Origin of the sequence: Cupriavidus necator, assembly GCF_016127575.1 — a bacterium.
GTDB classification, from domain to species: Bacteria; Pseudomonadota; Gammaproteobacteria; order Burkholderiales; family Burkholderiaceae; genus Cupriavidus; species Cupriavidus necator_D.
Map to the genome: position 1 here is coordinate 3,104,357 of NZ_CP066018.1, position 24,580 is coordinate 3,128,936.

22 protein-coding genes are annotated in these 24,580 nt (G+C 67.5%); 21 read left to right on the forward strand and 1 reads right to left on the reverse strand.

What is annotated here, in order from left to right; all coding sequences use genetic code 11:
• Positions 1-7 precede the first annotated feature (7 nt).
• The 6 genes from I6H87_RS14525 to crcB all read left to right on the forward strand — a co-directional run bounded on the left by I6H87_RS14525 (position 8) and on the right by crcB (position 5,386).
• Entirely contained in the window at positions 8-1,318 is a 1,311-nt protein-coding gene (locus I6H87_RS14525; RefSeq protein ID WP_011615584.1) for a homoserine dehydrogenase, read from the forward strand.
• Positions 1,319-1,339: 21 nt separating this feature from the next.
• Complete coding sequence (gene thrC, locus I6H87_RS14530) at positions 1,340-2,785, forward strand: threonine synthase (protein WP_011615583.1); 1,446 nt, start codon at positions 1,340-1,342, stop codon at positions 2,783-2,785.
• Between the two features lie 172 nt (positions 2,786-2,957).
• The gene (locus I6H87_RS14535; protein ID WP_037024094.1) at positions 2,958-4,196 is read left to right on the forward strand and encodes a molybdopterin molybdotransferase MoeA; all 1,239 of its coding nucleotides are present in this window, start codon (positions 2,958-2,960) and stop codon (positions 4,194-4,196) included.
• 32 nt (positions 4,197-4,228) lie between these two features.
• On the forward strand, positions 4,229-4,486 hold the full coding sequence (gene moaD, locus I6H87_RS14540) for a molybdopterin converting factor subunit 1 (RefSeq protein ID WP_011615582.1): 258 nt from the start codon (positions 4,229-4,231) through the stop codon (positions 4,484-4,486).
• Between the two features lies 1 nt (position 4,487).
• A complete protein-coding gene (locus I6H87_RS14545) occupies positions 4,488-5,006 on the forward strand; it encodes a molybdenum cofactor biosynthesis protein MoaE (RefSeq protein ID WP_011615581.1) in 519 nt (172 codons plus the stop codon).
• Positions 5,006-5,386 (forward strand): fluoride efflux transporter CrcB, encoded by a 381-nt coding sequence (crcB, locus tag I6H87_RS14550; RefSeq protein ID WP_010810480.1) that lies wholly within the window; start codon positions 5,006-5,008, stop codon positions 5,384-5,386. The genes I6H87_RS14545 and crcB overlap by 1 nt, the downstream gene beginning before the upstream one ends.
• Here crcB and I6H87_RS14555 read toward each other — a convergent pair.
• Complete coding sequence (locus I6H87_RS14555; protein ID WP_011615580.1) at positions 5,336-6,244, reverse strand: alpha/beta fold hydrolase; 909 nt, start codon at positions 6,242-6,244, stop codon at positions 5,336-5,338. The genes crcB and I6H87_RS14555 overlap by 51 nt on opposite strands.
• 241 nt (positions 6,245-6,485) lie before the next feature.
• On the opposite strand from I6H87_RS14555, the gene I6H87_RS14560 reads away from it, so the two are divergent.
• From I6H87_RS14560 to I6H87_RS14630, 15 genes are all read left to right on the forward strand, one after another.
• Positions 6,486-7,139 (forward strand): TetR/AcrR family transcriptional regulator, encoded by a 654-nt coding sequence (locus tag I6H87_RS14560; RefSeq protein WP_010810482.1) that lies wholly within the window; start codon positions 6,486-6,488, stop codon positions 7,137-7,139.
• Positions 7,136-7,921 (forward strand): enoyl-CoA hydratase/isomerase family protein, encoded by a 786-nt coding sequence (locus I6H87_RS14565; RefSeq protein ID WP_011615579.1) that lies wholly within the window; start codon positions 7,136-7,138, stop codon positions 7,919-7,921. Before I6H87_RS14560 ends, I6H87_RS14565 begins: the two co-directional genes overlap by 4 nt.
• 77 nt (positions 7,922-7,998) lie before the next feature.
• Positions 7,999-9,186, forward strand: a complete 1,188-nt coding sequence (locus I6H87_RS14570) for a substrate-binding domain-containing protein (RefSeq protein WP_010810484.1) — start codon at positions 7,999-8,001, stop codon at positions 9,184-9,186.
• A 92-nt stretch (positions 9,187-9,278) separates the two neighbouring features.
• A complete protein-coding gene (locus I6H87_RS14575; RefSeq protein ID WP_041687806.1) occupies positions 9,279-10,040 on the forward strand; it encodes an ABC transporter ATP-binding protein in 762 nt (253 codons plus the stop codon).
• Positions 10,033-10,773: an ABC transporter ATP-binding protein gene (locus I6H87_RS14580; protein WP_011615577.1), complete on the forward strand. Its 741-nt coding sequence runs from the start codon at positions 10,033-10,035 to the stop codon at positions 10,771-10,773. The genes I6H87_RS14575 and I6H87_RS14580 overlap by 8 nt, the downstream gene beginning before the upstream one ends.
• A 15-nt stretch (positions 10,774-10,788) precedes the next feature.
• Positions 10,789-11,814, forward strand: coding sequence for a branched-chain amino acid ABC transporter permease (locus tag I6H87_RS14585; RefSeq protein WP_010810487.1), 1,026 nt, complete (start codon positions 10,789-10,791; stop codon positions 11,812-11,814).
• An 11-nt stretch (positions 11,815-11,825) separates the two neighbouring features.
• A complete protein-coding gene (locus tag I6H87_RS14590) occupies positions 11,826-12,902 on the forward strand; it encodes a branched-chain amino acid ABC transporter permease (RefSeq protein WP_010810488.1) in 1,077 nt (358 codons plus the stop codon).
• A 14-nt stretch (positions 12,903-12,916) separates the two neighbouring features.
• The gene (locus I6H87_RS14595; protein WP_011615576.1) at positions 12,917-14,461 is read left to right on the forward strand and encodes an acyl-CoA synthetase; all 1,545 of its coding nucleotides are present in this window, start codon (positions 12,917-12,919) and stop codon (positions 14,459-14,461) included.
• 122 nt (positions 14,462-14,583) lie between these two features.
• The gene (gene phaZ2, locus I6H87_RS14600) at positions 14,584-16,740 is read left to right on the forward strand and encodes a D-(-)-3-hydroxybutyrate oligomer hydrolase (RefSeq protein ID WP_011615575.1); all 2,157 of its coding nucleotides are present in this window, start codon (positions 14,584-14,586) and stop codon (positions 16,738-16,740) included.
• Positions 16,740-17,621 (forward strand): MaoC/PaaZ C-terminal domain-containing protein, encoded by an 882-nt coding sequence (locus I6H87_RS14605; RefSeq protein ID WP_011615574.1) that lies wholly within the window; start codon positions 16,740-16,742, stop codon positions 17,619-17,621. The genes phaZ2 and I6H87_RS14605 overlap by 1 nt, the downstream gene beginning before the upstream one ends.
• Positions 17,622-17,844: 223 nt before the next feature.
• Positions 17,845-20,433: an ATP-dependent chaperone ClpB gene (clpB, locus tag I6H87_RS14610; protein ID WP_010810492.1), complete on the forward strand. Its 2,589-nt coding sequence runs from the start codon at positions 17,845-17,847 to the stop codon at positions 20,431-20,433.
• A gap of 278 nt (positions 20,434-20,711) precedes the next feature.
• On the forward strand, positions 20,712-21,251 hold the full coding sequence (locus I6H87_RS14615) for a ferritin-like domain-containing protein (RefSeq protein ID WP_010810493.1): 540 nt from the start codon (positions 20,712-20,714) through the stop codon (positions 21,249-21,251).
• A 408-nt stretch (positions 21,252-21,659) separates the two neighbouring features.
• The gene (locus I6H87_RS14620; RefSeq protein WP_010810494.1) at positions 21,660-22,664 is read left to right on the forward strand and encodes a sulfate ABC transporter substrate-binding protein; all 1,005 of its coding nucleotides are present in this window, start codon (positions 21,660-21,662) and stop codon (positions 22,662-22,664) included.
• 73 nt (positions 22,665-22,737) lie between these two features.
• A complete protein-coding gene (ssuE, locus tag I6H87_RS14625) occupies positions 22,738-23,361 on the forward strand; it encodes an NADPH-dependent FMN reductase (RefSeq protein ID WP_010810495.1) in 624 nt (207 codons plus the stop codon).
• 158 nt (positions 23,362-23,519) lie between these two features.
• Positions 23,520-24,548 carry a sulfonate ABC transporter substrate-binding protein gene (locus tag I6H87_RS14630; protein ID WP_011615573.1) on the forward strand — a complete coding sequence of 343 codons (1,029 nt, stop codon included), beginning with the start codon at positions 23,520-23,522 and terminating at the stop codon, positions 24,546-24,548.
• Positions 24,549-24,580 lie beyond the last annotated feature (32 nt).

A 24,580-nucleotide genomic window follows, 5' to 3' on the forward strand; every position in this document is an offset into this window, starting at 1 on the left:
ATTGTCCATGAACCCCATCAAAGTTGGCCTGCTCGGCATCGGTACCGTCGGTAGCGGCACGTTCAACGTGCTCAAGCGCAATCAGGAAGAAATTCGTCGCCGCGCCGGCCGCGGCATCGAGATTGCCGTGGTGGCCGATCTCAACACCGAACGCGCGCGCGAACTGACCAACGGGGAAGTGGAGATCGTCAGCGACGCCAACGAGGTGGTCAGCCGCCCGGACATCGATATCGTCATCGAACTGATCGGCGGCTACGGCATCGCGCGTGAGCTGGTGCTCAAGGCGATCGAGAACGGCAAGCACGTGGTCACCGCCAACAAGGCGCTGCTGGCCGTGCACGGCAACGAGATCTTCGAAGCCGCGCGCAAGAAGGGCGTGATCGTCGCCTTCGAAGCCGCGGTGGCCGGCGGCATCCCCATCATCAAGGCGCTGCGCGAGGGCCTGACCGCCAACCGCATCCAGTGGATCGCCGGCATCATCAACGGCACCACCAACTTCATCCTGTCCGAGATGCGCGACAAGGGCCTCGATTTCGACGTGGTGCTGAAGGAAGCCCAGCAGCTCGGCTACGCCGAAGCCGACCCGACCTTCGACATCGAAGGCGTCGATGCCGCGCACAAGGTCACGCTGATGAGCGCGATCGCCTTCGGCATGCCGGTGCAGTTCGACAAGGCCCACGTGGAAGGCATCACCAAGCTGTCAGCCATCGACATCAAGTACGCCGAGGAACTGGGCTACCGCATCAAGCTGCTGGGCATCACCCGCCGCCGCGACGACGGTGTCGAGCTGCGCGTGCATCCGACGCTGGTGCCGGCCTCGCGCCTGATCGCCAACGTCGAAGGCGCGATGAACGCGGTGCTGGTGCAGGGCGACGCCGTGGGCGCGACGCTCTACTACGGCAAGGGTGCCGGCGCCGAGCCGACCGCCTCGGCCGTGATCGCTGACCTGGTCGACGTGACCCGCCTGCACACCGCCGATCCCAACCACCGCGTGCCGCACCTGGCGTTCCAGCCGGACGAGCTGTCGAGCGTGCCGGTGCTGCCGATCGAAGAGATCAACAGCTCGTACTACCTGCGCATGCGCGTGGCCGACGAGACCGGCGTGCTGGCCGAGATCACCCGCATCCTGGCCGAGGGCGGCATCTCGATCGACGCCATGCTGCAGAAGGAATCGCGCGAGGGCGAGCCGCAGACCGACATCATCATCCTCACGCACATCACGCGCGAGAAGCACGTCAACGCGGCGATCGCCAAGATCGAGGCGCTGCCCACCGTGCTGTCCGCCGTGACGCGCCTGCGCATGGAAGAACTGAACTAAGGGCCGGACCTGCTGATTCACATGAAATACCAGTCGACCCGCGGCCATGAGATGCCGCAATCGTTTTCCGAGATCCTGCTGGGCGGCCTGGCGCCGGACGGCGGGCTGTACCTGCCTACGCAGTACCCGCAAGTCACCGCCGACGAACTGGAGGCCTGGCGCAAGCTGTCGTATGCCGACCTGGCCTACGAGATCCTGCGCAAGTTCTGCGACGATATTCCTGCCGAGGACCTGCGCGCGCTGACGCGCAAGACCTATACGCCCGAGGTGTACTGCAACGCGCGCGAGGGCGACAACACCGCCGACATCACGCCGCTGCGCACGCTCGGCGAGGAAGGTGGCACCAGGCTGCAACTGCTGGGCCTGTCCAACGGCCCGACGCTGGCCTTCAAGGACATGGCGATGCAGCTGCTCGGCAACCTGTTCGAGTACGCGCTGGGCCGCGCCGGGCAGGAGCTGAACATCCTGGGCGCGACTTCCGGCGATACCGGCAGCGCGGCAGAATACGCCATGCGCGGCAAGCGCGGCATCCGCGTGTTCATGCTGAGCCCGCACCGCAAGATGAGCGCGTTCCAGACCGCGCAGATGTTCAGCCTGCAGGACGCCAACATCTTCAACCTTGCCGTCGAAGGCGTGTTCGACGATTGCCAGGACATCGTCAAGGCGGTCTCCAACGACCTCGACTACAAGGCGCGCCAGAAGATCGGCACGGTCAACTCGATCAACTGGGCACGCGTGGTGGCCCAGGTGGTGTACTACTTCAAGGGCTGGCTGCTGGCCACCAGCGGCCCCGGCCAGAAGGTGTCGTTCTGCGTGCCGTCGGGCAACTTCGGCAACGTCTGCGCCGGCCATATCGCGCGCATGATGGGCCTGCCGATCGACAAGCTGGTAGTGGCCACCAACGAGAACGACGTGCTCGACGAGTTCTTCCGCACCGGTGCCTACCGCGTGCGCAAGTCGGCCGAGACGTACCACACCTCGAGCCCGAGCATGGATATTTCCAAGGCCTCGAACTTCGAGCGCTTCGTGTTCGACCTGCTCGGCCAGGACGCCGGCAAGCTGGTGGTGCTGTTCCGCGACGTGGAAGAGAAGGGCGGCTTCGACCTGTCGGGCACGCCGGAATTCGACCGCATCCGCGAGTTCGGCTTTGTCTCGGGCCGCAGCACGCACGACGACCGCGTAGCGACCATCCGCGACCTGTCTTCGCGCTACGGCATCACCATCGATACCCACACCGCCGATGGCGTCAAGGTGGCGCGCGAGCATCTCAGCGCCGGCGTGCCGATGGTGGTGCTGGAAACCGCGCTGCCGGCCAAGTTTGCCGACACTATCCGCGAAGCGCTCGGCCACGAGCCGGAGCGCCCCGCAAAGTTCGAGGGCATCGAGAGCCTGCCGCAGCGCTTTGAAGTGATGCCGGCCGACGCCGCACAGGTCAAGGCCTATATCGCCGGCCACACCGGCCTGTAAGCGCGCGGGCGCGTGCAGCCCGCTGCGGCGCTGCCGCATGCCGGGCCCGCGCCAACTCGCTACAATCAGGCTGCGGGCCCGATCTTCGGCCCCCGGATTGCCTGCCCCAACCAAGTGGTGCCGGCAATGCGCGGGCCGTTTTTCGTGGGCCAACACTTTCCCACATCGCACCATGACCCAAGCCGCAGCACCTTCCCGCCCCCCGATGCTGACCATGGCCCAGGCGCTCGACGCGCTGCTCGGCGCCGCCCGTCCGCTGGCGCAGCTTGAATCCATCGACACGCTCCACGCCAACGGCCGCGTGCTGGCCGCGCCCGTGACCAGCACGCTGCGCGTGCCGCCGGCAGACAATACCTCGATGGACGGCTACGCCATGCGCGCGGGCGATGTGCCCGCTGCCGGCACGCGGCTGCGCGTGTCGCAACGGATTCCCGCCGGCCATGTCGGCACCGCGCTGGAACCCGGCACCGCCGCGCGCATCTTCACCGGCGGGCTGATCCCGCCGGGCGCCGACGCCGTGGTGATGCAGGAGCAATGCACCGCCGAGGGCGAGGACGTGATCGTCAACCACGTGCCGCAATCCGGTGAATGGGTGCGGCGCGCGGGCGAGGATATCGAGGCCGGCAGCGTGATCCTGCCGGCCGGCACGCGGCTGACGCCGCAGGCGCTGGGGCTGGCCGCATCGGTCGGCCAGGCGAAGCTGGACGTGGTGCGGCGCGTGCGCGTCGCCGTGTTCTTCACCGGCGATGAACTGGCGATGCCGGGCGAGCCGCTCAAGCCAGGCGCCATCTACAACTCCAACCGCTTCACGCTGCGCGGCCTGCTGGAAAACCTGGGCTGCGAGGTCAGCGACTTCGGCATCGTTCCCGACACGCTGGCCGCTACGCGCGAGACGCTGCGCCGCGCGGCGCAGGGACACGACCTGATCATCACCTCGGGCGGCGTTTCGGTCGGCGAGGAAGACCATATCAAGCCCGCGGTCGAGGCCGAGGGGCGGCTCGACATGTGGCAGATCGCGATCAAGCCGGGCAAGCCGCTGGCGTTCGGGCAGGTCAACAACGATGCCGGGCCGGCGTTCTTCCTGGGTTTGCCGGGCAACCCGGTGTCCAGCTTCGTGACCTTCCTGCTGTTCGTGCGCCCGTTCATCCTGCGCCTGCAGGGCGTGGCCGGCGTGACGCCGCGGCGCCTGCCGCTGCGCGCGGACTTCGAACTGAACAAGGGCGACCGCCGCAATGAGTTCCTGCGCGCGCGCATCAATGCCGAGGGCGGCCTGGACCTGTTCCCCAACCAGAGCTCGGGCGTGCTGACCTCCACCGTCTGGGGCGACGGCCTGATCGACAATCCGCCCAACCAGCCGATCGCGCGCGGCGATACCGTGCAGTTCATTCCGTTTGACGGCCTGCTCGCATAGCCGGCCAGCGTTACCAGGACACAGAAGCTGTGATGACCATCGAACTCCGATTCTTTGCCAGCGTGCGCGAGCAGCTGGGCGTGGCTGAAGAGCGCGCCGAGGTGCCGGCCGACGTGCGCACCGTGGGCGAACTGCGCCACTGGCTGATTCAGCGCGGCGGCCCCTGGGCCGAAGCTCTGGCCGAAGGCCGCGCGCTGCGCATGGCCGTCGACCATGCGGTGGCGCGCCCCGATACGGCGATTGCCGACGGCTGCGAAGTCGCCTTTTTCCCACCAGTGACCGGAGGCTGAGATGAGCGTCAGGGTGCAGCGTGAGGATTTCGATCTCGGCGCGGAAGTCGCTGCGCTGCGTGCCGGCAATCCGGCGGTCGGCGCGGTGGCCAGCTTTATCGGCACGGTGCGCGATGTCAGCGACGGCAGCGCGGTCAGCGCGATGGAGCTTGAGCACTATCCGGGTATGACCGAGAAGGCGCTGGCGCAGATCGAAGCGGCTGCGTGCGCGCGCTGGGCGCTGCTGGGCGTGACCATCATCCACCGCGTCGGGCCGATGCAGCCGCTGGACCAGATCGTGATGGTCGCGGTGGCGTCGGCGCATCGCGGCAATGCCTTTGCCGCGTGCGAGTTCATCATGGACTACCTCAAGTCCGAAGCGCCGTTCTGGAAGAAGGAAGACACCCCGGAAGGGGCGCGCTGGGTCGACGCCCGCGTGACCGACGAAGCCGCCCTCCAGCGCTGGGGGATCGCATCGTTCAATGCCAGCGGCGACGATGCTGGCGCACCACCGGAGAAGCAGGGCGGGAGCCAGCCCTGATGGGGCCGCTCGGCTTTGTCGCCGTGGGCGTAGGCGCCGCGGCGGGTGCGTGGCTGCGCTGGGGCTTTGCGGTGCTGTGGAACGCGATCAATCCCGCGCTGCCCTATGGCACGCTGGCGGCCAACCTGCTGGGCGGCTACCTGGTCGGCCTGGCGGTCGGGTTCTTCGATACGCACGCGGGCCTGCCGCCGGAATGGCGCCTGCTGGCCATCACCGGCTTCCTTGGCGGGCTGACCACGTTCTCGACCTTCTCCAGCGAGGTGGTGGCGAACCTGATTGCCGGCGACTATGGCTGGGCGGGGCTGCACCTGCTGCTGCACCTGGGCGGCTCACTGCTGCTGACCGCGTTCGGCCTCTGGACTTACCGCCTGCTGGCCTGACGCGGCCCGGGCGATCAGGCCCAGCAGCGCGGCATTGAATGCCTGCGGCTGCTCCATGTGCGGGCTGTGGCCGGCGCCGGCCACCACGCTGAATCCCGCTCCGGGCCGCAGTGCGAGCGTAGCGGTGCCCACCGCGGGCGCATAGAGCCGGCTGGCTTCCCCGTACAAGTGGAACAGCGGCAGCCCGGCACCGCGCAATGTCTCCCGGAAATCCTGGCGCGCCATGTCTTCCCATAAAGCGGCAAGCGCCCACGCATCGCACTGGCCCGCCATGTGCGCGATGCGCTGCATTGCGGCGTCTTCCGGGCGCCTTCCCGCCGACCACATTCCCAGCGCGACTGACGGCGCCAGCCGGGTCCAGTCGGCCCGGATACGGGCCGCCATCTGCGCGGCGTGCGCAATCTCATAGTGGCCGTGCAGGCCATGCGGCCAGGCCGCATCGGTCACCAGCCTCGGTGTCATGTCGATGCTGCCGACCGCTGCCAGCGGAAGACCCGGATGGTCGCGCAGCAGCGCCCATGCCACCATCGCCCCCATCGACCAGCCAGCCACCACCACGTCTGTCAGCCCGAGGTGTGCAACCAGTCCGGCGACGTCGCGTGCCAGCGCCGTGATCGTGGTGCCGTCGCGCTCGCGCGACAGGCCGTGGCCGGCATGGTCGGGCGCGATCACGCGGAATCCCGCCAGTGCGAGCGCCCGCTGGCCGTCGAAGGCCTCGCCGGTGACGGACCAGCCGTGCAGCAACAGCAGCGGCCGTCCCTGGCCGGTTTCGCGCCAGCCTGGCAAGGCGCCGCGTGCCGGGTGGCTGGCGAACGGCGGCGAAGCGGGGCCGGCAGGTGCCGAATCGGGAGCGTCCAACGACGGTTCTCTCCTGGCAGGAGGGTAAAGGGCAGCGGCCTGGATGCCACCGGGTGAGGGTGCCTCTCTATTGACATCCACGGTGGGCAATTTATACGATGAAACATGAATCAGCTATCAGGTTTTGCCTGAGTGGCGATTCCCGGCGCAGGCAGGCGCGGAGGAGGCACCTGCCTGCGCCGGCATGACATGAAGCGGCTGGCATTCCAATGACAAGGCGCGCAGCGCCACCGGAGACAAGATGTCCCAGACCGACACGGGCGCACCGCCCGAAACCGGCGCAACCCGCGAACCCGGCCATGCCGGCGGCATCTGCCCGCCCAAGACCGCGCGCGGGCAGAAGACGCGCGAGGCGCTGCTGCGCGCGGCCGAGAAGGTGTTCGGTGAGAAAGGCTATTACGCCGCGTCGATCTCCGAGATCACGCAGGAAGCCAAGGTTGCGATGGGCACTTTCTACCTGTATTTCAAGGACAAGGAGGACATCTTCCGCGCGCTGGTCGCGCACATGCTGGAACTGGTGCGCGCCCACCTGCGCAAGCACGTTGCCGCCGCGGCCACCCAGATGGAAGCCGAGCGCCTGGGCCTGAAGGCATTTCTCTCTTTCGTTTCGCGCCACAAGAACCTGTACCGGATCGTGCTGGATTCGTACTCGGTGGACGAGACCATCTACAGCAGCTATTTCCAGGTGTTTGCCGAGCTCTACAGCCGGCGCCTGACGCGCGCCGAGGAGCAGGGCGAGATCGTGCCCGGCGATGCCGAGGTGCGCGCCTGGTGCCTGATCGGCATCAGCAACTTCCTGGGCATGCGCTATGCGCGCTGGAAGCGCCCGCCTTCGATGGAGAAGGTGGTCGACACCGCCTTCGACCTGATCTCGCACGGCCTGCAGCCGCGATGAACGCTGACGCAGAACCCCTGGTGCAGTGGGAGCGCGCCGTCGATGGCGTGGCGCTGCTGCGCCTGAACCGGCCGCAGCGGCACAACAGCCTGGTGCCCGAGTTGCTGGAAGCGCTGCTCGCCGCGCTGGACGAGATTGAAGCCGACCCGGCGATCCATGCCGTGGTGCTGACGCATGCCGGGAAAAATTTCTCCACCGGCGGCGATGTCGCGGCATTCGCTGCGCAGGGCGACGCGATAGCCAGCTACGCCGACCGGCTGCTGGCACTGCTGAACCGTTCGATCCTGCGCCTGGCAGCGCTGCGCTGCCCGGTGGTGGCGGCCGTGGAGGGCTGGCTGACGGGCGGCTCGCTGGGTTTGGTGCTGGCGTGCGACATGGCGGTGCTGGCGCGGGATGCGCGCATCGCGCCGTACTACACGGTGGTTGGCTTCAGCCCGGACGGCGGCTGGACCGCGATGCTGCCGCAGCTGGTCGGCACGCCGCGGGCGCGCGCGTGGCAGCTGAACAATGCGATCGTCGCCGCGCCGGAGGCAGAGGCACTTGGCCTGGCCACCGCGCTGGCCGCACCGGGTTCGGCCGAGGCCGATGCCGCGACGCTGGCGCGCGGCGTCATGCGCAAGGTGCCGGGCAGCGTGGCCCGCACGCGCGCGCTGTTGCGCTGGGACGCCGACACCCTGGCGGCCGGCCTTGAGCGGGAGCGCGCGGCCTTTGTCGCACAGATCGCCAGTGCCGAGACCGCCGACGGCATGCGGCGCTTCCTGGCAGGGCGCGCGCGCGAATAGTCTGTAGAGCTTTCCCAGGCAGTTGCAGCAGGTTTCATCCAGACAAACACAAACGAGACCGAACACAGGAGACAGCAATGCAACGCAACCCACTCGCCGTACGTGCCCTGGTCATGGCCGCCGGCCTGCTTGCCGCCGGCACCGCGCTGGCCAAGGACATCCGCATCGCGCACGTCTATGACAAGACCGGCGCGCTCGAAGCCTACGCCAAGCAGACCCAGACCGGCCTGATGATGGGCCTGGAGTACGCCACCAACGGCACCATGACCGTCAACGGCAACAAGCTGGTGGTGATCGAGAAAGACACCCAGGGCAAGCCGGACGTGGCCAAGGCCCAGCTGGCCGCCGCCTACAGCGACGACCGCGCCGATATCGCGGTCGGCCCCACCTCTTCCGGCACCGCGCTGGCGATGCTGCCGGTGGCAGAGGAATACAAGAAGGTGCTGCTGGTCGAACCCGCGGTGGCCGACTCGATCACCGGCGACAAGTGGAACCGCTATATCTTCCGCACCGGCCGCAATTCGTCGCAGGACGCAATCTCCAACGCCGTGGCGCTGGACAAGCCGGGCGTGCAGATCGCCACGCTGGCGCAGGACTACGCTTTTGGCCGCGACGGCGTCAAGGCCTTCAAGGGCGCGCTGAAGAACGCCAGGATCGTGCACGAGGAATATCTGCCGACCAGTACCACGGACTTCACCGCAGGCGCGCAGCGGCTGTTTGATTCGCTCAAGGACAAGCCAGGCCGCAAGGTGATCTTCATTATCTGGGCCGGTGCCGGCAACCCGTTCAAGATCGCGGATCTGGATCCCAGGCGCTACGGCATCGAGATTGCCACCGGCGGCAACATCCTGCCGGCGATGGCCAGCTACAAGAACTTCCCGGGCATGGAAGGGGCCACGTACTACTACTTCGGCATCCCCAAGAACAAGGCCAATGAGTGGCTGGTGTCCAACCACTACAGCAAGTTCAAGGCGCCGCCCGACTTCTTCACGGCCGGCGGCATGACCGCGGGCATCGCGCTGGTCGAGGCGCTGAAGAAGACCAGCGGCGAGACCGGCACCGAGAAGCTGATCACGGCGATGGAAGGCATGTCATTCGACACCCCCAAGGGCAAGATGACCTTCCGCAAGGAAGACCACCAGGCCATGCAGTCGATGTACCACTTCAAGATCAAGGTGGATCCGGCCTTCGCCTGGGGCGTGCCTGAGCTCGTGCGCGAGATCAAGCCCGAAGAGATGGCCGTGCCCGTGCGCAACCACCGCTGATGAACGCGCCAGCCTCCTTCGCCCGGTCCGTGCCGGCGCCGTCGCAGCCGGCCGCCGGGCACGCCGGCGCGACTGCCGTCGGGGCGCAGCCGCTGCTGGAGACGCGCGGCCTGACCATCCGCTTTGGCGGCCACGTGGCCGTCAATGCGGTGTCGTGCGCGTTCCGGCCCGGCGAGCTGACCTGCATCGTCGGCCCAAACGGCGCCGGCAAGACCACGTATTTCAACCTGGTCTCGGGCCAGTTGCCGCCCACGGCCGGGCAGATCCTGCTGGATGGCGAGGACGTGACGCGCCTGCCGGTGTCGCAGAAGACGCGCCGCGGCATCGGCCGCGCCTTCCAGCTGACCAGCCTGTTCCCGCAGCTGTCGGTGCTGGAGAACGTGCGCCTGGCGGTGCAGGCGCGCCGGCAGCGCGGCCTCGACCTGTTCTCGATGTGGACCAGCCACCGCGACGTGCAGGCGCAGGCCATGGCGATCCTGGAGCGCGTGGCGCTGGCCGGCAAGCGCCAGCTGACGGTGGCCTCGCTGCCGCACGGCGACCAGCGCAAGCTGGAGGTCGGCATCCTGCTGGCGCTGCAGCCGCGCGTGTTCATGTTCGACGAGCCCACCGCGGGCATGAGCGTTGATGAAGTGCCGGTGATCCTTGACCTGATCCGCGAGATCCGCCAGGACCGCAGCAAGACCGTGCTGCTGGTCGAACACAAGATGGACGTGGTGCGCTCGCTGGCCGACCGCATCATCGTGCTGCACAACGGCATCCTGGTGGCCGACGGCGACCCGGCCGAGGTGATCGCCTCGCCGGTGGTGCAGCAGGCTTACCTGGGCATGCCGGAAGAGGAGGGCAGCCATGGCTGACGCACAAGCAACCGGGCCGATCCTGCGGCTGCAGGGCGTGCAGACCCATATCGGCCCGTACCACATCCTGCACGGCGTGAGCTTCGAGGTGCCGCGTGGCGGCGTGACCATGCTGCTGGGGCGCAACGGTGCCGGCAAGACCACCACGCTGCGCACCATCATGGGCCTGTGGCAGGCCAGCGCGGGCACGGTGACCTTTGACGGCACCGACATCACGCGCCACAGCACGCCCGCGATCGCGCAGGCCGGCATTGCCTACGTGCCGGAGAACATGAGCGTGTTCTCCGACCTGACCGTGGCCGAGAACATGCGCCTGGCAGCGCGCACCGGCGCCATCGACGAGCGCCGGCTGGACTGGGTGTTCCGCATGTTCCCGGCGCTTAAGACCTTCTGGCAGCAGCGCGCCGGCGTGCTGTCGGGCGGGCAGAAGCAGATGCTGTCGGTGGCGCGCGCCATCATCGAGCCGCGCCAGCTGCTGATCGTCGACGAGCCCACCAAGGGCCTGGCGCCGGCCATCATCCAGAACATGATCCATGTGTTCCGCGAGCTCAAGCAGACCGAGGTGTCGATCCTGCTGGTGGAGCAGAACTTCCATATGGCGAAGTCGGTGGGGGATACGGTGGCGGTGATGGACGATGGGCGGACGGTGCACACGGGAACGATGGCGGCGCTGGCTGAAGACGAGTCTCTGCAGCAGAAGCTGCTGGGGCTGTCGCTGGCTGCGCACCAGTAAGGCGGGACAATACACATGACCACTTCAACGACTTTGCCGGCCGCCGCACCGTCGGACCTGCCCAAGGTGCGCCTCGACTGGACCCCGCTGGCGCTGGCGCCGCTGCTGATGCTGCTGGCCTATCCGCTGGTCGGCAGCCCGTCGACCTGGCTCACGCTGACCATTGCCGGCCTGGCGATGGGCATGATCATCTTCGTCGTCTCCTCCGGCCTGACGCTGGTGTTCGGCCTGATGGACGTGCTCAACTTCGGCCACGGCGCCTTTATCGCGCTGGGCGCCTACGTGGCGGCGTCGGTGCTGCTGCCGATGGCGGGCTGGGTCGAGGCCGACAGCCTGGCGCAGAACCTGGCCGTGTTTGCGCTGGCAATCGCGGCGGCCATGGTGGCCGCGGGCGCGGTCGGGCTGTTCTTCGAGCGCGTGGTGGTGCGCCCGGTCTACGGCCAGCACCTGAAGCAGATCCTGATCACGATGGGCGGCATGATCGTGGCCGAGCAGCTGATCAAGGCAATCTGGGGCCCCGAGACCATCGCGCTGCAGGTGCCCACCACTTTCCGCGGCGCGGTGCTGCTCGGCGATGCCGCCATCGAGAAATACCGGCTGATCGCGATGGCGCTGGGGCTGGTGATCTTTATCGCCATGCTGTTGCTGCTGAATCGCACCCGCATCGGCCTGCTGATCCGCGCCGGCGTGGAGAACCGCGAGATGGTCGAAGCGCTTGGCTACCGCGTGCGGCGCCTGTTTATCGGCGTGTTCGTCGCGGGTGCGGCGCTGGCGGGGCTGGGCGGGGTGCTGTGGGGGCTGTACCAGCAGAACATCACCGCGGCGATCGGTGCGCAGGTGAATGTGCTGATCTTTATCGTCATCATCATCGGCGGGCTGGGATCGACCACGGGCTGCTTTGTCGGTGCGCTGCTGGTGGGGCTGATGGCCAACTACACCGGTTTCCTGTTCCCAAAGGTGGCTCTGTTCTCCAACATCCTGCTGATGATGCTGGTGCTGCTGTGGCGCCCGCAGGGGCTGTTTCCGGTGGCGCGGCGCTGAGGGTAACGACCATGATCCGACTTCTCTCCGGCGACCTGCCGCGCAGCCGCGTGCTGACCGTGATCCTGCTGGTGATCCTGGCGGCCCTGGCGTGCGCGCCCTTCGCCTTCCCCGGCGCGCGCGCGCTCAACATGGCGGCCAAGATCTGCATCTTCGTGGTGCTGGTGGCCAGCTATGACCTGCTGCTGGGCTATACCGGCATCGTTTCCTTTGCCCACACCATGTTCTTCGGCATCGGTGGCTATGGCGTGGCCATCGCCATGTCGCGCATGGAGCCGGGCTGGGGCGCGCTGCTGGCCGGCACCGTGGGTGCGCTCGCGGTGTCAGCGCTGCTGGCGTTCCTGATCGGGCTGTTCTCGCTGCGGGTGCGCGCGATCTTCTTTGCCATGATCACGCTGGCGGTGGCGACCGCCTTTGCCACGCTGGTGTCGCAGCTGTCCGAATGGACCGGAGGCGAGGACGGGCTGACCTTCAAGGTGCCGGAGGTGCTGCGTCCCGGCTTCACGCTGGGCGAGGCCGAATGGCTGGGCGTGCCGCTGAGCGGCAAGCTGCTCAGCTACTACCTGGTGTTTGCCGGCGCGGTGGTGCTGTTCCTGGTGCTGCTGCGCATTGTCAACTCGCCCTTTGGCCGGGTGCTGCAGGCGATCCGCGAGAACGACTTCCGCGCCGAGGCGATCGGCTACCGCACCGTGGTGTACCGCACCGTGTCGACGGTGCTGTCGGCGATGTTCGCCACGCTGGCGGGCGTGCTGATGGCGATCTGGCTGCGCTACAACGGGCCCGATACCTCGCTGTCGTTCGAGATCATGGTCGACATCCTGCTGATCGTGGTGATCGGCGGCATGGGCACGCTCTATGGCGCGGTGATCGGCACGGTGCTGTTCCTGGTGGCGCAAACCTACCTGCAGGACGTGATGAAACTGGCCAGCGAAGCCACCGCCGCGCTGCCGCTGCTGTCGTCGCTGCTGCATCCGGACCGCTGGCTGCTGTGGCTGGGCTTGCTGTTTATCCTGAGCGTCTATTATTTCCCGCAGGGCGTAGTGGGGCGGCTGCGCGGCACCGGGCCCGTGCAGGACGTGGCAAGCTGAGCGGAGGCTAGCGCATGTACGTCATCGACTGGCTGCACAAGAATGCGCAGCATTTCCCCGACAAGGTCGCGCTGGTGGACGTGGAGAGCGGCCGCCAGGTGACCTATCGTAAATTCGACGAACGCGCCAGCCGCTTCGCGGAATACCTGCGCGACCACCTGCAACTGGCGCCGGGCACGCGCGTGGCGGTGCTGGCGCACAACAGCTCGGATTATTTCGAGATGCTGTATGGCTGTGCCAAGGCCGGCATGGTGATGGTGTGCCTGAACTGGCGCCTGCCGGCGGCGGAGCTGCTGCCGATCCTGCAGGACTGCACGCCCGAGGTGCTGGTGGCCGGCGACGGCTTCCTCGCAGTGGCCGCGGATCTCGCGCGCGCCATGCCGCTGCGTGCGGTGCTGCACCTGGCCGACGACGAGGCCGCCGACGTTCCCGGCGGCTGGACCGAGTACGAGGCAGTGCTCGATGCCGCTTCCGGCCGCATCATCGAGATGCCGTGCCGCGATGAGTCCGAAGTCTGGCACCTGCTCTACACCTCCGGCACCACCGGCAAGCCCAAGGGCGTGATCCAGACCTACGGCATGGTTTTCTTCAACGCCGTCAACGCGATGCTGGCAAACAAGATCACGCGCGACGATGTGTTCCTCAATGTGCTGCCGTTCTTCCACACCGGCGGCCTGAACCTGTATGCCAACCCGGTGCTGCACGCGGGCGGCACGGTGCACATCATGCGGCAGTTCGAGCCGCAGGTGGTGCTGGGCAAGCTCGACCGCGCCGGCGGCGAGGGCATTACCATGTTCTTCGCGGTGCCGGCGGTCTACCTGTTCCTGAGCCAGCACCCGCGCTTCGCGCACGCGGACTTCGCCGGCGTGCGCAATATGTCAGCGGGGGGCTCGCCGGTGCCCAGGCCGTTGCTGGAGGCCTACCTGGCCAAGGGCGTGACCATCTGCTTCGGCTTCGGCATGACCGAGACCGGCCCCACGGTCTTTGTCTGCGACGAAGACACCGCGCGCCGCAAGATCGGCACCATCGGCAAGCCGGTGGGGTCGATGCTGACGCGCATCGTCGATGCGGCTGGATTGGACGTGGGCCCGGGCGAGCGTGGCGAACTGCTGATCAAGGGCCCCGGCGTGACGCCAGGCTACTGGAATCTGCCCGAGGCCACTGCGGCCGCGATCCGCGGCGGCTGGCTGCATTCCGGCGATATCGCCTATCGTGACGAGGACGGCGACTACTACATCGTCGACCGGGCCAAGGACATGTTTATCTCGGGCGGCGAGAACGTCTATCCGGCCGAAGTCGAGAACGTGCTGTTCCAGCTGCCGGGCGTGGCCGAGGCCGCAGTAATCGGCACGCCGGATGCGCGCTGGGGCGAGGTCGGCATGGCGTTGGTGGTGCTGCGCCCGGGCGCCGTCCTGGAGACCGATGCCGTGATCGCCCACTGCAAGGCGCAGCTGGCCGGCTACAAGGTGCCGCGCCATGTGCGCTTTCTCGACGCGCTGCCGCGCACGCCGTCCGGCAAGGTGGAAAAACACAAGCTGCGCGCACAGTTTTCTGGCTGAGGCGCATGGCCGCGCCAGCGGTTGCCGTGTTTCCGATTTCCGCAGTTCGCAGTCTCCGCAGTCCTCGATCTGAAGACAATTCGACAGCCCCGGCCATCCGGGTGCGACAGGAGGAGGTTGACATGCATTCCACGCAGATCCCGCCGCAGCAGAAACAGAAACGCCGCCTCAGGCTCACGGTGCTGGCGGCCGCCGCATCGATGCTGGCAGCCGCCTGCGTCTCGGGCGATGACAACAACAACGGCAACGGCAGCAACCCCAATACCAAGCCGGCGAATATCGGCACGGTCACGATCAACAGCTACAACGGCACCACCGACGACCTGCTCACTGCGGGCCTGGGCAAGGACGGCCTGGCCAGCGCCACCGCGCCACTGCCGGCCAATCCCACCGCGCCGACCGCGGCGGAGCTGCGGCGCTATGCGATCCATACCAACTATCGTGCCATCGTCGACACCACCGCCAGCGGCGGCTACGGCTCGCTCTACGGCCCCAATGTCGACGCGCAGGGCAATGTCACCGGTTCCGACGGCAAGGTGGCCGGCGTGGAGTACCTGGCCTTTTCGGACGATGGCTCGGGCCAGCAGAACGTGACCATGCTGGTGCAGATTCCCGCGTCGTTCAACACCTCGAAGCCATGCATGATCACCGCTACCTCGTCCGGTTCGCGCGGCGTCTATGGCGCAATCGCCACCGGCGAGTGGGGCCTGAAGCGCGGCTGCGCGGTAGCCTATACCGACAAGGGCACCGGCGCCGCGCCGCATGACCTGGATACCGACACCGTGCCGCTGATCGACGGCACCCGCGCCACGCGCGCGGCGGCCGGCAAGAACGCGCAGTTTGCCGCGCCGGCGGGGGCCACCTCGCTGGCGGACTTCACCGCTGCCAACCCGCACCGGCTGGCGTTCAAGCACGCGCATTCACAGCGCAACCCGGAGAAGGACTGGGGCAAGTTCACGCTGCAGGCGGTGGAATTTGCGATCTGGGCGATCAATGACCGCTTCGGCGCCGTGTCGGCCAACGGCACCCGCCAGCGCACCCTGGACAAGGACAGGATCGTGGTGATCGCGTCCAGCGTGTCCAACGGCGGCGGTGCCGCGGTGGCGGCGGCCGAGCAGGATGCCGGCGGGCTGATCGACGGCGTGGCGGTGGGCGAGCCCAACCTGAACATGCCGCCCAATACCGGCATCGTGGTGCAACGCGGCGCGACGCCGGTGGCAGCTTCGGGCCGCACGCTGTACGACTACACCACCACGGCCAACCTGCTGCAGCACTGCGCCGCGCGGGCCACCGCGCTGACCCAGGCGCCGTTCTACACCAACCCGGCCACGGCGACGTTCTTTGCCAACCGCTGCCAGACGCTGGCGGAAAAGGGGCTGGTGAGCGGCGCGAACACGGACGAACAGAGCGCCAGCGCGCTGCAGGCGCTGCATGACGCCGGCTGGGAAGCGGAATCGGACGATCTGCACCCGTCGCTGGCCGTGTTCGACGTGGCCGCCGCGATCTCGGTCAACTATGCCAACGCCTATGCGCAGGCCAGCGTCACCGACCGGCTGTGCGGCTACAGCTTTGCCAGCACGCTGACCGACCTGAAGCCCGCGGCAATCGCACCCGCGGCGCTGGCGTCGATGTTCGCCACCGGCAACGGCGTGCCGCCGCAGCCGCCGGTCCAGCTGATCAATGACCTCGATCCGCAGCATGGCCCGTACCTGAACCTGGCGTCTGTTTCACCGTCGACGCTGCGTGAAGACCTGAACTACGACGGCGCCAACTGCCTGCGCAGCCTGCTGGCCGGCTCCGACGCCGCGGCACGCGCCTTGCAGGCCGGCCAGGCGCTGACGCTGCGCAACGGCAACCTGCGCGGCAAGCCGGCGGTGATCGTGCACGGGCGCAGCGACGGGCTGCTGCCGGTCAACCATACCTCGCGTCCGTATCTCGGCCTGAACCGGCAGCAGGAGGGCGTGACCAGCAAGCTGTCATACGTGGAGGTCGAGAACGCCCAGCACTTCGATGCCTTCATCGGCCTGGTGCCGGGCTACAGCAACCGCTATGTGCCGCTGCACGTCTACCTGAACCGGGCCCTGGATGCGGTCTACGACAACCTCACCGCGGGCAAGGCGCTGCCGCCGTCGCAGGTGCTGCGCACCACGCCGCGCGGCGGCACCCTCAACACGCCCGCGCCGGCGCTGCTGCCGTCCAACGTGCCGCCGTTCGCCGCGTCGCCTGCGGCCGGCAACGCGATTACCGTCAACGCTAATGCCGTACAGGTGCCTGACTGATGAACGATGCCCTGCCGCGCGTGCTGTCGCAGCGCGACTTTGACCGCTTCGCCGCCTTGTCGCACGACGACAACCCGATCCACTGCGATCCGGCCTTTGCCCGTGGCACGCATTTCGGTGCCACCGTGGCGCACGGCATGTTCCTGTTTTCGCTGCTGTGCGCCCACACCTGGCGGCAGCTGCCAGGGCCGGCGTTGCCGGTCGGGCAGACGCTGATGTTCCCGACGCCGGCCTTCGTTGGCGACACAGTGCAGATCGCGCTGGCGCCGCAGCACACTCCGGCGGGACTGGCGGGCTACGGCACCACCGTTGGCAGCGCGGGCGGGCCGGGCGAGGCGCAGCGCGTCACGGCCGTGGGCGAATCGCTCTGGCTGCCGGATGCCGGGCCGGAGGGACTGGCCCGGCTGCCCGGCGACACGGCACCGGCGCCAGAGGCGGGCGACGCCTCACTGTACGGCCTGCGCCCCGGTCAGGAAGCCGGTGCGGCACGCGCCTTCACCCAGGCGGACCTGGACGACTACATCACCCTGACCGGCGACGCCAACCCCTACCACGCCGATCCGGCCTTTGCCCGCGCGCGCGGGTTTGGCGGGCCGGTGGTGCCGCTGCCGCTGCTGGCCGGCATGTTCTCGGACCTGCTCGGCACGCGGCTGCCCGGACGGGGCACGGGGTGGATGAAGCAGTCGCTGCGCCTCGCTTCAGCCGCGCGGCTGGATGAGCCGCTGACGGCATGCGTGCGCATCATGCGGCTGCGCGCCGGCAAGGACCTGGTCAACCTGGCCAGCGTGGTCACCGGCGCGGACGGGCGCGTGGTGGTGCAGGGCGAATCACTGGTGCTGGTGCGCAACCTGGCGGACAAGGGGGCCTGCCGCGCCGCCTAGCTGCGTATCGCTTGCGGCACTTGCGAGCGTGGGAGCGGCGGTTGTCGACATAGCAGCGGATCGGGGTCATTGCTTGCCGGCGCGGCCTTGAAATGTCGCGACAAAGCCTTATCTTTCGGAAAGACATCCAGTGTCCGGCAGGGCATACGGGCGCTCCGGCAGCGAAGACCGGCGCCGACGCCCCCGCATCAGGACACGACCTTATCCGAGAGAGGGAATCCTTATGCGTCTTGACAAGCTGACCACCCGGTTCCAGGAAGCACTGGCTGATGCGCAAAGCCTGGCACTGGGCAACGACAACCAATACATCGAACCGCAGCACCTGCTGCGCGCACTGCTGGCGCAGGACGACGGCGCCGCCAAGGCGCTGCTGGCGCGCGCCGGCGTCAACGTGCAGGGCCTGCAGACGGCGCTCGACGCCGCCATCAAGCGCCTGCCGCAAGTGCAGGGCACCAGCGAGGTCCAGATCGGCCGCGACCTGGTCAACCTGCTCAACGCCACCGAGAAGGAAGCCATCAAGCGCGGCGACCAGTTCATCGCCAGCGAGCTGTTCCTGCTGGCCGTCGCCGACGACAAGGGCGACGCCGGCCGCATCGCGCGTGAAAACGGCCTGAACCGCAAGTCGCTCGAGTCGGCCATCCAGGCCGTGCGCGGCGGCGATTCGGTCAACAGCGCCGAGGCCGAGGGCCAGCGCGAGGCCCTCAAGAAGTACACCATCGACCTGACCGAGCGCGCCCGCATCGGCAAGCTCGATCCCGTGATCGGCCGTGACGACGAGATCCGCCGCGCCATCCAGATCCTGCAGCGCCGCACCAAGAACAACCCGGTGCTGATCGGCGAGCCGGGCGTGGGCAAGACCGCCATCGTGGAAGGCCTGGCGCAGCGCATCGTCAACGGCGAAGTGCCGGAGAGCCTGAAGAACAAGCGCGTGCTGGTGCTGGACATGGCCGGCCTGCTGGCCGGCGCCAAGTACCGCGGCGAGTTCGAGGAGCGCCTGAAAGCGGTGCTGAACGACGTCGCCAAGGACGAGGGCCAGACCATCGTCTTCATCGACGAGATCCACACCATGGTCGGCGCCGGCAAGGCCGAGGGCGCGATCGACGCGGGCAACATGCTCAAGCCGGCGCTCGCGCGCGGCGAGCTGCACTGCATCGGCGCGACCACGCTGGACGAGTACCGCAAGTACATCGAGAAGGACGCCGCGCTGGAGCGCCGCTTCCAGAAGGTGCTGGTCGATGAGCCGAGCGTTGAAGCCACCATTGCCATCCTGCGCGGGCTGCAGGAAAAGTATGAGCTGCACCACGGCGTGGAAATCACCGACCCGGCCATCGTCGCCGCGGCGGAGCTGTCGCATCGCTATATCACCGACCGCTTCCTTCCCGACAAGGCGATCGACCTGATCGACGAGGCGGCCGCGCGCATCAAGATGGAAATCGATTCCAAGCCGGAGTCGATGGACAAGCTCGAGCGCCGCACCATCCAGCTGAAGATCGAGCGCGAGGCGGTCAAGAAAGAGACCGATGAGGCGTCGATGAAGCGCCTGGAGCTGATCGAGCAGGAAATCGCGCGCCTGGAGAAGGAGTACGCCGACCTGGACGAGATCTGGAAAGCCGAGAAGGGCGCCGCGCAGGGCACGGCCGCGCTCAAGGAAGAGATCGAGAAGGTCAAGCTGGAGATCGCCAAGCTGCAGCGCGAAGGCAAGCTGGACAAGGTGGCCGAGCTGCAATACGGCAAGCTGCCGGGCCTGGAAGGCAAGCTCAAGGCGGCGACCGATGCCGAGGCCAGCGAGCAGAAGCAGCCCAACAAGCTGCTGCGCACCCAGGTGGGCGCCGAGGAAATCGCCGAAGTGGTAAGCCGCGCCACCGGCATCCCGGTATCGAAGATGATGCAGGGCGAGCGCGAGAAGCTGCTCAAGATGGAAGACCGGCTGCATGGGCGCGTGGTCGGCCAGGACGAAGCCGTGCGGCTGGTGTCCGATGCCATCCGCCGTTCGCGTGCCGGGCTTGCGGACGAGAACCGGCCCTATGGCTCGTTCCTGTTCCTGGGCCCGACCGGCGTCGGCAAGACCGAGTTGTGCAAGGCCCTGGCCGAGTTCATGTTCGATTCGGAAGAGCACCTGATCCGCATCGACATGAGCGAATTCATGGAGAAGCACAGCGTCAGCCGCCTGATCGGCGCGCCGCCCGGATACGTGGGCTACGAGGAAGGCGGCTACCTGACCGAGGCCGTGCGCCGCAAGCCGTACAGCGTGGTGCTGCTGGATGAAGTCGAGAAGGCCCACCCGGACGTCTTCAACGTGCTGCTGCAGGTGCTGGACGACGGCCGCCTGACCGATGGCCAGGGCCGCACCGTGGACTTCAAGAACACGGTGATCGTGATGACGTCCAACCTGGGTTCGCAGATCATCCAGTCGATGACCGGCGAGCCGCAGGAAGCGATCAAGGGTGCGGTCTGGCAGGAAGTGCGCACGCATTTCCGGCCGGAGTTCCTGAACCGGATCGATGAAGTGGTGGTGTTCCACGCGCTCGACCAGAAGCATATCGAGTCGATCGCACGCATCCAGCTGCAACGCCTGCAGGCCCGCCTGGCCCGCATGGACATGACGCTGGAGGTGAGCGAGACGGCGCTGGAGAAGATCGCCAGCGCAGGCTACGACCCGGTGTTTGGCGCGCGTCCGCTCAAGCGGGCGATCCAGCAGCAGATCGAGAACCCGGTGGCCCGGGCGATCCTGGAAGGCAAGTTCGCCGCCAAGGATGTGGTGCCGGTGGATTATGTCGACGGGGAGTTCACGTTCGGGCGGAAGCTGGACTAAGGCTACCGTGGCTCGATCGACTGCCGGAGCACACAGGCGGTCGATCATGGTCAGGCCCCTGCGCTGCATCGCAGGGGCTTTTTTTCGTCTTGCCATCGCGCGTTGCGTGTAAGGCGGTCCCGTCCCGTGCAATTTTTTCACGCCACGATGCCGCGGGTCGTCGCCAGCCGCGCCGTTCCGCGCCATCCGCCGAGTGGCACACTTCTCGCGTTGCGGAAGGGTTGAGTTTCCGTACAAGGCGCTGCGCTGACGCAGCCCCATCCCCAAGGAGCCCTTCAATGACCGACAAGCCTTTCCTCTCTGACGTCAAGACATTGCGCGAGCGCGCCCGCAAGCACATCGACGATGGCGCCGTGACCGCGGGCTATGCCGCGGATCGCGATACCGTGCTGAAGCTGCTCAACGATGCGCTGGCCACCGAAATCGTCTGCGTGCTGCGCTATCGCCGACACTACTACATGGCCAAGGGGCCCAACTCGAAGAGCGTCGCCGATGAATTCCTGGCCCATTCCAATGAAGAACAAGGCCATGCCGACCAGATCGCCGAGCGCATCGTCCAGCTTGGCGGCGAGCCCGACTTCGCACCCGACGGCCTGACCAGCCGCTCCCATGCTGAATATGTGGCGGGTACTTCGCTGACGGAAATGATCAAGGAAGACCTGGTGGCCGAGCGCATCGCCATCGACAGCTATCGCGAGATCATCCAGTTCCTGGGAGAACGCGATCCGACCTCGCGCCGGATGATGGAGGGCATCCTGGCGGTGGAAGAGGAGCATGCCGACGAAATGGCTGACCTGCTCGCCCGCCAGGGCGGCTGAGGCGCAGGCGCGGCAGGCTGGCCCGCACTTGACCTTGATCAACCCCAGGTCGCAGGCAAGCCGATAACATTCGTCCTGTCATGGAGATGCGGGGGCGCTCTTCATGACTTGTCTACCCGTTTCCAGAACGGAAACTTCGCCCGCACCGGCTTGCCGGTGCGGGCGTTTTCTTTTTGGGGCGTGACCCATCATCCTCCTTCCGCTCAGCGATGCCGCATGCCCCGTGCGCCGGCATGTCCATATTTCCGTCCGATCTTATGCAAAAAACAGCAAAGGATCGGCGAAACCATTCGTTCCGTTCAGATAGCCCCCTCGGTAGTCTTGCTCCTGACACAAGTCCGCCACCCAAGGCGGACAAGGCAAGAGGCGCCTCGCGCCCATTCACGACACTGACGGGAGCAACACAAGATGATCCGCAAACTGGCTATCAGCCTGGCCGTACTTGGCGCCCTGAGCGCGGCGCAGACCGCTGCGGCCGCCAACCTGCTGAACGTTTCCTACGATCCGACACGCGAGCTGTATGTCGATGTCAATGCCGCCTTTGCCAAGGCCTGGAAGGCCCAGGGCGGCGACGCCGTGACCGTGCGCCAGTCGCACGGCGGCTCGGGCAAGCAGGCGCGCTCGGTGATCGACGGGCTGGATGCCGACGTGGTGACGCTGGCGCTGGGCTATGACATCGACGCCATCGCCGACAAGGGCCTGATCAAGCCGGACTGGCAGAAGCGCCTGCCGCACAACGCCTCGCCGTACACCTCGACCATCGTGTTCCTGGTGCGCAAGGGCAATCCCAAGGGCATCAAGGACTGGGGCGACCTGGTCAAGCCGGGCGTGCAGGTGATCACGCCCAATCCCAAGACCTCGGGCGGCGCACGCTGGAACTACCTGGCGGCGTGGGGTTATGCGCTGCGCCAGCCGGGCGGCAATGACGTCAAGGCGCGCGAGTTTGTCGGCGAGCTGCTCAAGCATGTGCCGGTGCTGGATTCGGGCGCGCGCGGTGCCACCACCACCTTTGTCGAGCGCGGCCTGGGCGATGTGCTGATCGCGTGGGAGAACGAAGCCATTCTGGCGATCAAGGAACTGGGCCCGGACAAGTTCGACATTGTCGCGCCGTCGGTGTCGATCCTGGCCGAGCCGCCGGTGGCGGTGGTCGACAAGGTGGTCGACAAGAAGGGCACGCGCAAGGCGGCCGAGGCCTACCTGCAGTTCCTGTACACCGACGAGGGCCAGGAGATCGCGGCCAAGAACTACTACCGCCCGATCTCGCAGAAGGTGGCGGCCAAGTACGCGGCCAACTTCCCCAAGGTGAAGCTGTTCACCATCGATGAAGCCTTCGGCGGCTGGCAGAAAGCCCAGAAGACCCACTTTGCCGATGGCGGCACGTTCGACCAGATCTACCAGCCCGGCAAGAAATAACCCACGAGACCGGCGCGCCGGGCCGCGTGGGGCGGCCGCGGCGCCGACCGGTCCATCAGAAGAAGGAAGCGCGATGTCCATCCTGACGCTCTCCGGCAGCCCGTCGGTCCAGTCCCGCTCCGGCCTGGTGCTGGCGCACCTGCGTGCCACGCTCGAGGCTGCCGGCGAACGCACCCGCCACCTCGACCTGCGCGAACTGCCGGCGGGTCCGCTGCTGGCGGCACGCGTGGACGACCCCGTCATCGCCGCCGCCACGCATGCCGTGTCCGAGGCGCAGGTGGTGGTACTGGCCACGCCGGTCTACAAGGCCGCCTACAGCGGCCTGCTCAAGGCCTTCCTGGACCTGCTGCCGCAGACCGGCCTGCGCGACAAGATCGTGCTCCCGATTGCCACCGGCGGCAGCCTGGCCCATGCGCTGGCGATCGACTACGCGCTGCGCCCGGTGCTGTCCGCGCTGGGCTCGCGCCAGATCCTGCCCGGCATCTTTGCCGTGGACCAGCAGATCGAATCCTTTGACGCCGCCGGCGTGCGCCAGGCGCGCTTCGATGCCGCGCTGTCCGCGCGCCTGGACGAGGGCGTGCTGCGCGTGCGCGATGCGCTGGCGCATTCCCGCATCGAGGTGCCGCTCGACGTGGTGCCCGGCGCCCTGGTCCAGCGTGCCGCCGCGATCGCGGTGGCCGAGCGATGTTCCGCCTGAACTGACTGATTGACTGAAGTGGCGCCGGCCTGCCCGGCGCGACGGCAGCGACGCCATGCCACCCGCCACGCGGGGCCGGCAGGGATGCGTGCTGCCGCAGCCATCCTGGACATCAATCCGGCCAGCAGGGCATTGCCCCGGGCCATGGAGGACATCGCATGACACTGACGAACCCGTTGCGCACGGCCAACCAGCGCCGCCGCCTGATTACCGCCGCGCTGGTGCTTGCCACCGGCCTGGCCTATGGGCTACTGCCCGGCCGCGCCGAAGCGCAGTCGAAGAACATCGACCCCAAGGTGCTGCGCATCGGCTACCAGAAGTACGGCACGCTGACGCTGCTGAAGGCGCGCGGCACGCTGGAAAAGCGTCTGGTGCCGCAAGGCATCACCGTCAAATGGACCGAGTTCCCCGCCGGCCCGCAACTGCTTGAGGGGCTGAACGTCGGTGCCGTCGATTTCGGCACCGTCGGCGAGGCGCCGCCGATCTTTGCGCAGGCCGCGGGGGCGCAGCTGGTCTACGTCGGCAATGAGCCGCCGGCGCCGGTGGCGGAAGCCATCGTCGTGCCCAAGGGCTCGGCGATCCGTTCGGTGGCGGAACTGCGCGGCAAGCGCGTGGCGCTGAACAAGGGCTCGAACGTGCATTACCTGCTGGTGCGCCAGTTGGAGAAGGCCGGCATCCCTTACAACGAGATCCAGCCGGTCTACCTGCCGCCGGCGGATGCGCGTGCCGCCTTCGAGCGCGGCGCGGTCGATGCCTGGGTGATCTGGGACCCGTTCCTCGCCGCGGCCGAGAAGCAACTGGGTGCGCGCGTGCTCGCCGATGGCCGCGGCGCGGACGGCAAGAACGTGGTCAGCAACCACCAGTTCTACCTGGCCTCGCGCCCCTATGCACAAGCCAAGCCGGAGATCGTCAGCCTGATCCTGGACGAACTGGCCACGCTGGGCACCTGGGCGCAAAGCAACCCAAAGGAGGCCACCACGGTGCTGACCGGCGAAACCGGGCTGCCGGCCGATGTGCTTGAGCTCGCCGTTTCGCGCTTCTCGTACGGCGCACGCCCGGTCAGCGCCGGGGTGCTGGCCGAGCAGCAGCGCATCGCCGACGCCTTCCACTCGCTCAAGCTGATCCCCAGGCCAGTCAAGGTGGCCGATGCGCGCTGGGACGTGCCGCAGCAGCAGGCGAAGCGATAGCCACCTCCATCGGCAAGAACAATAGGACAACG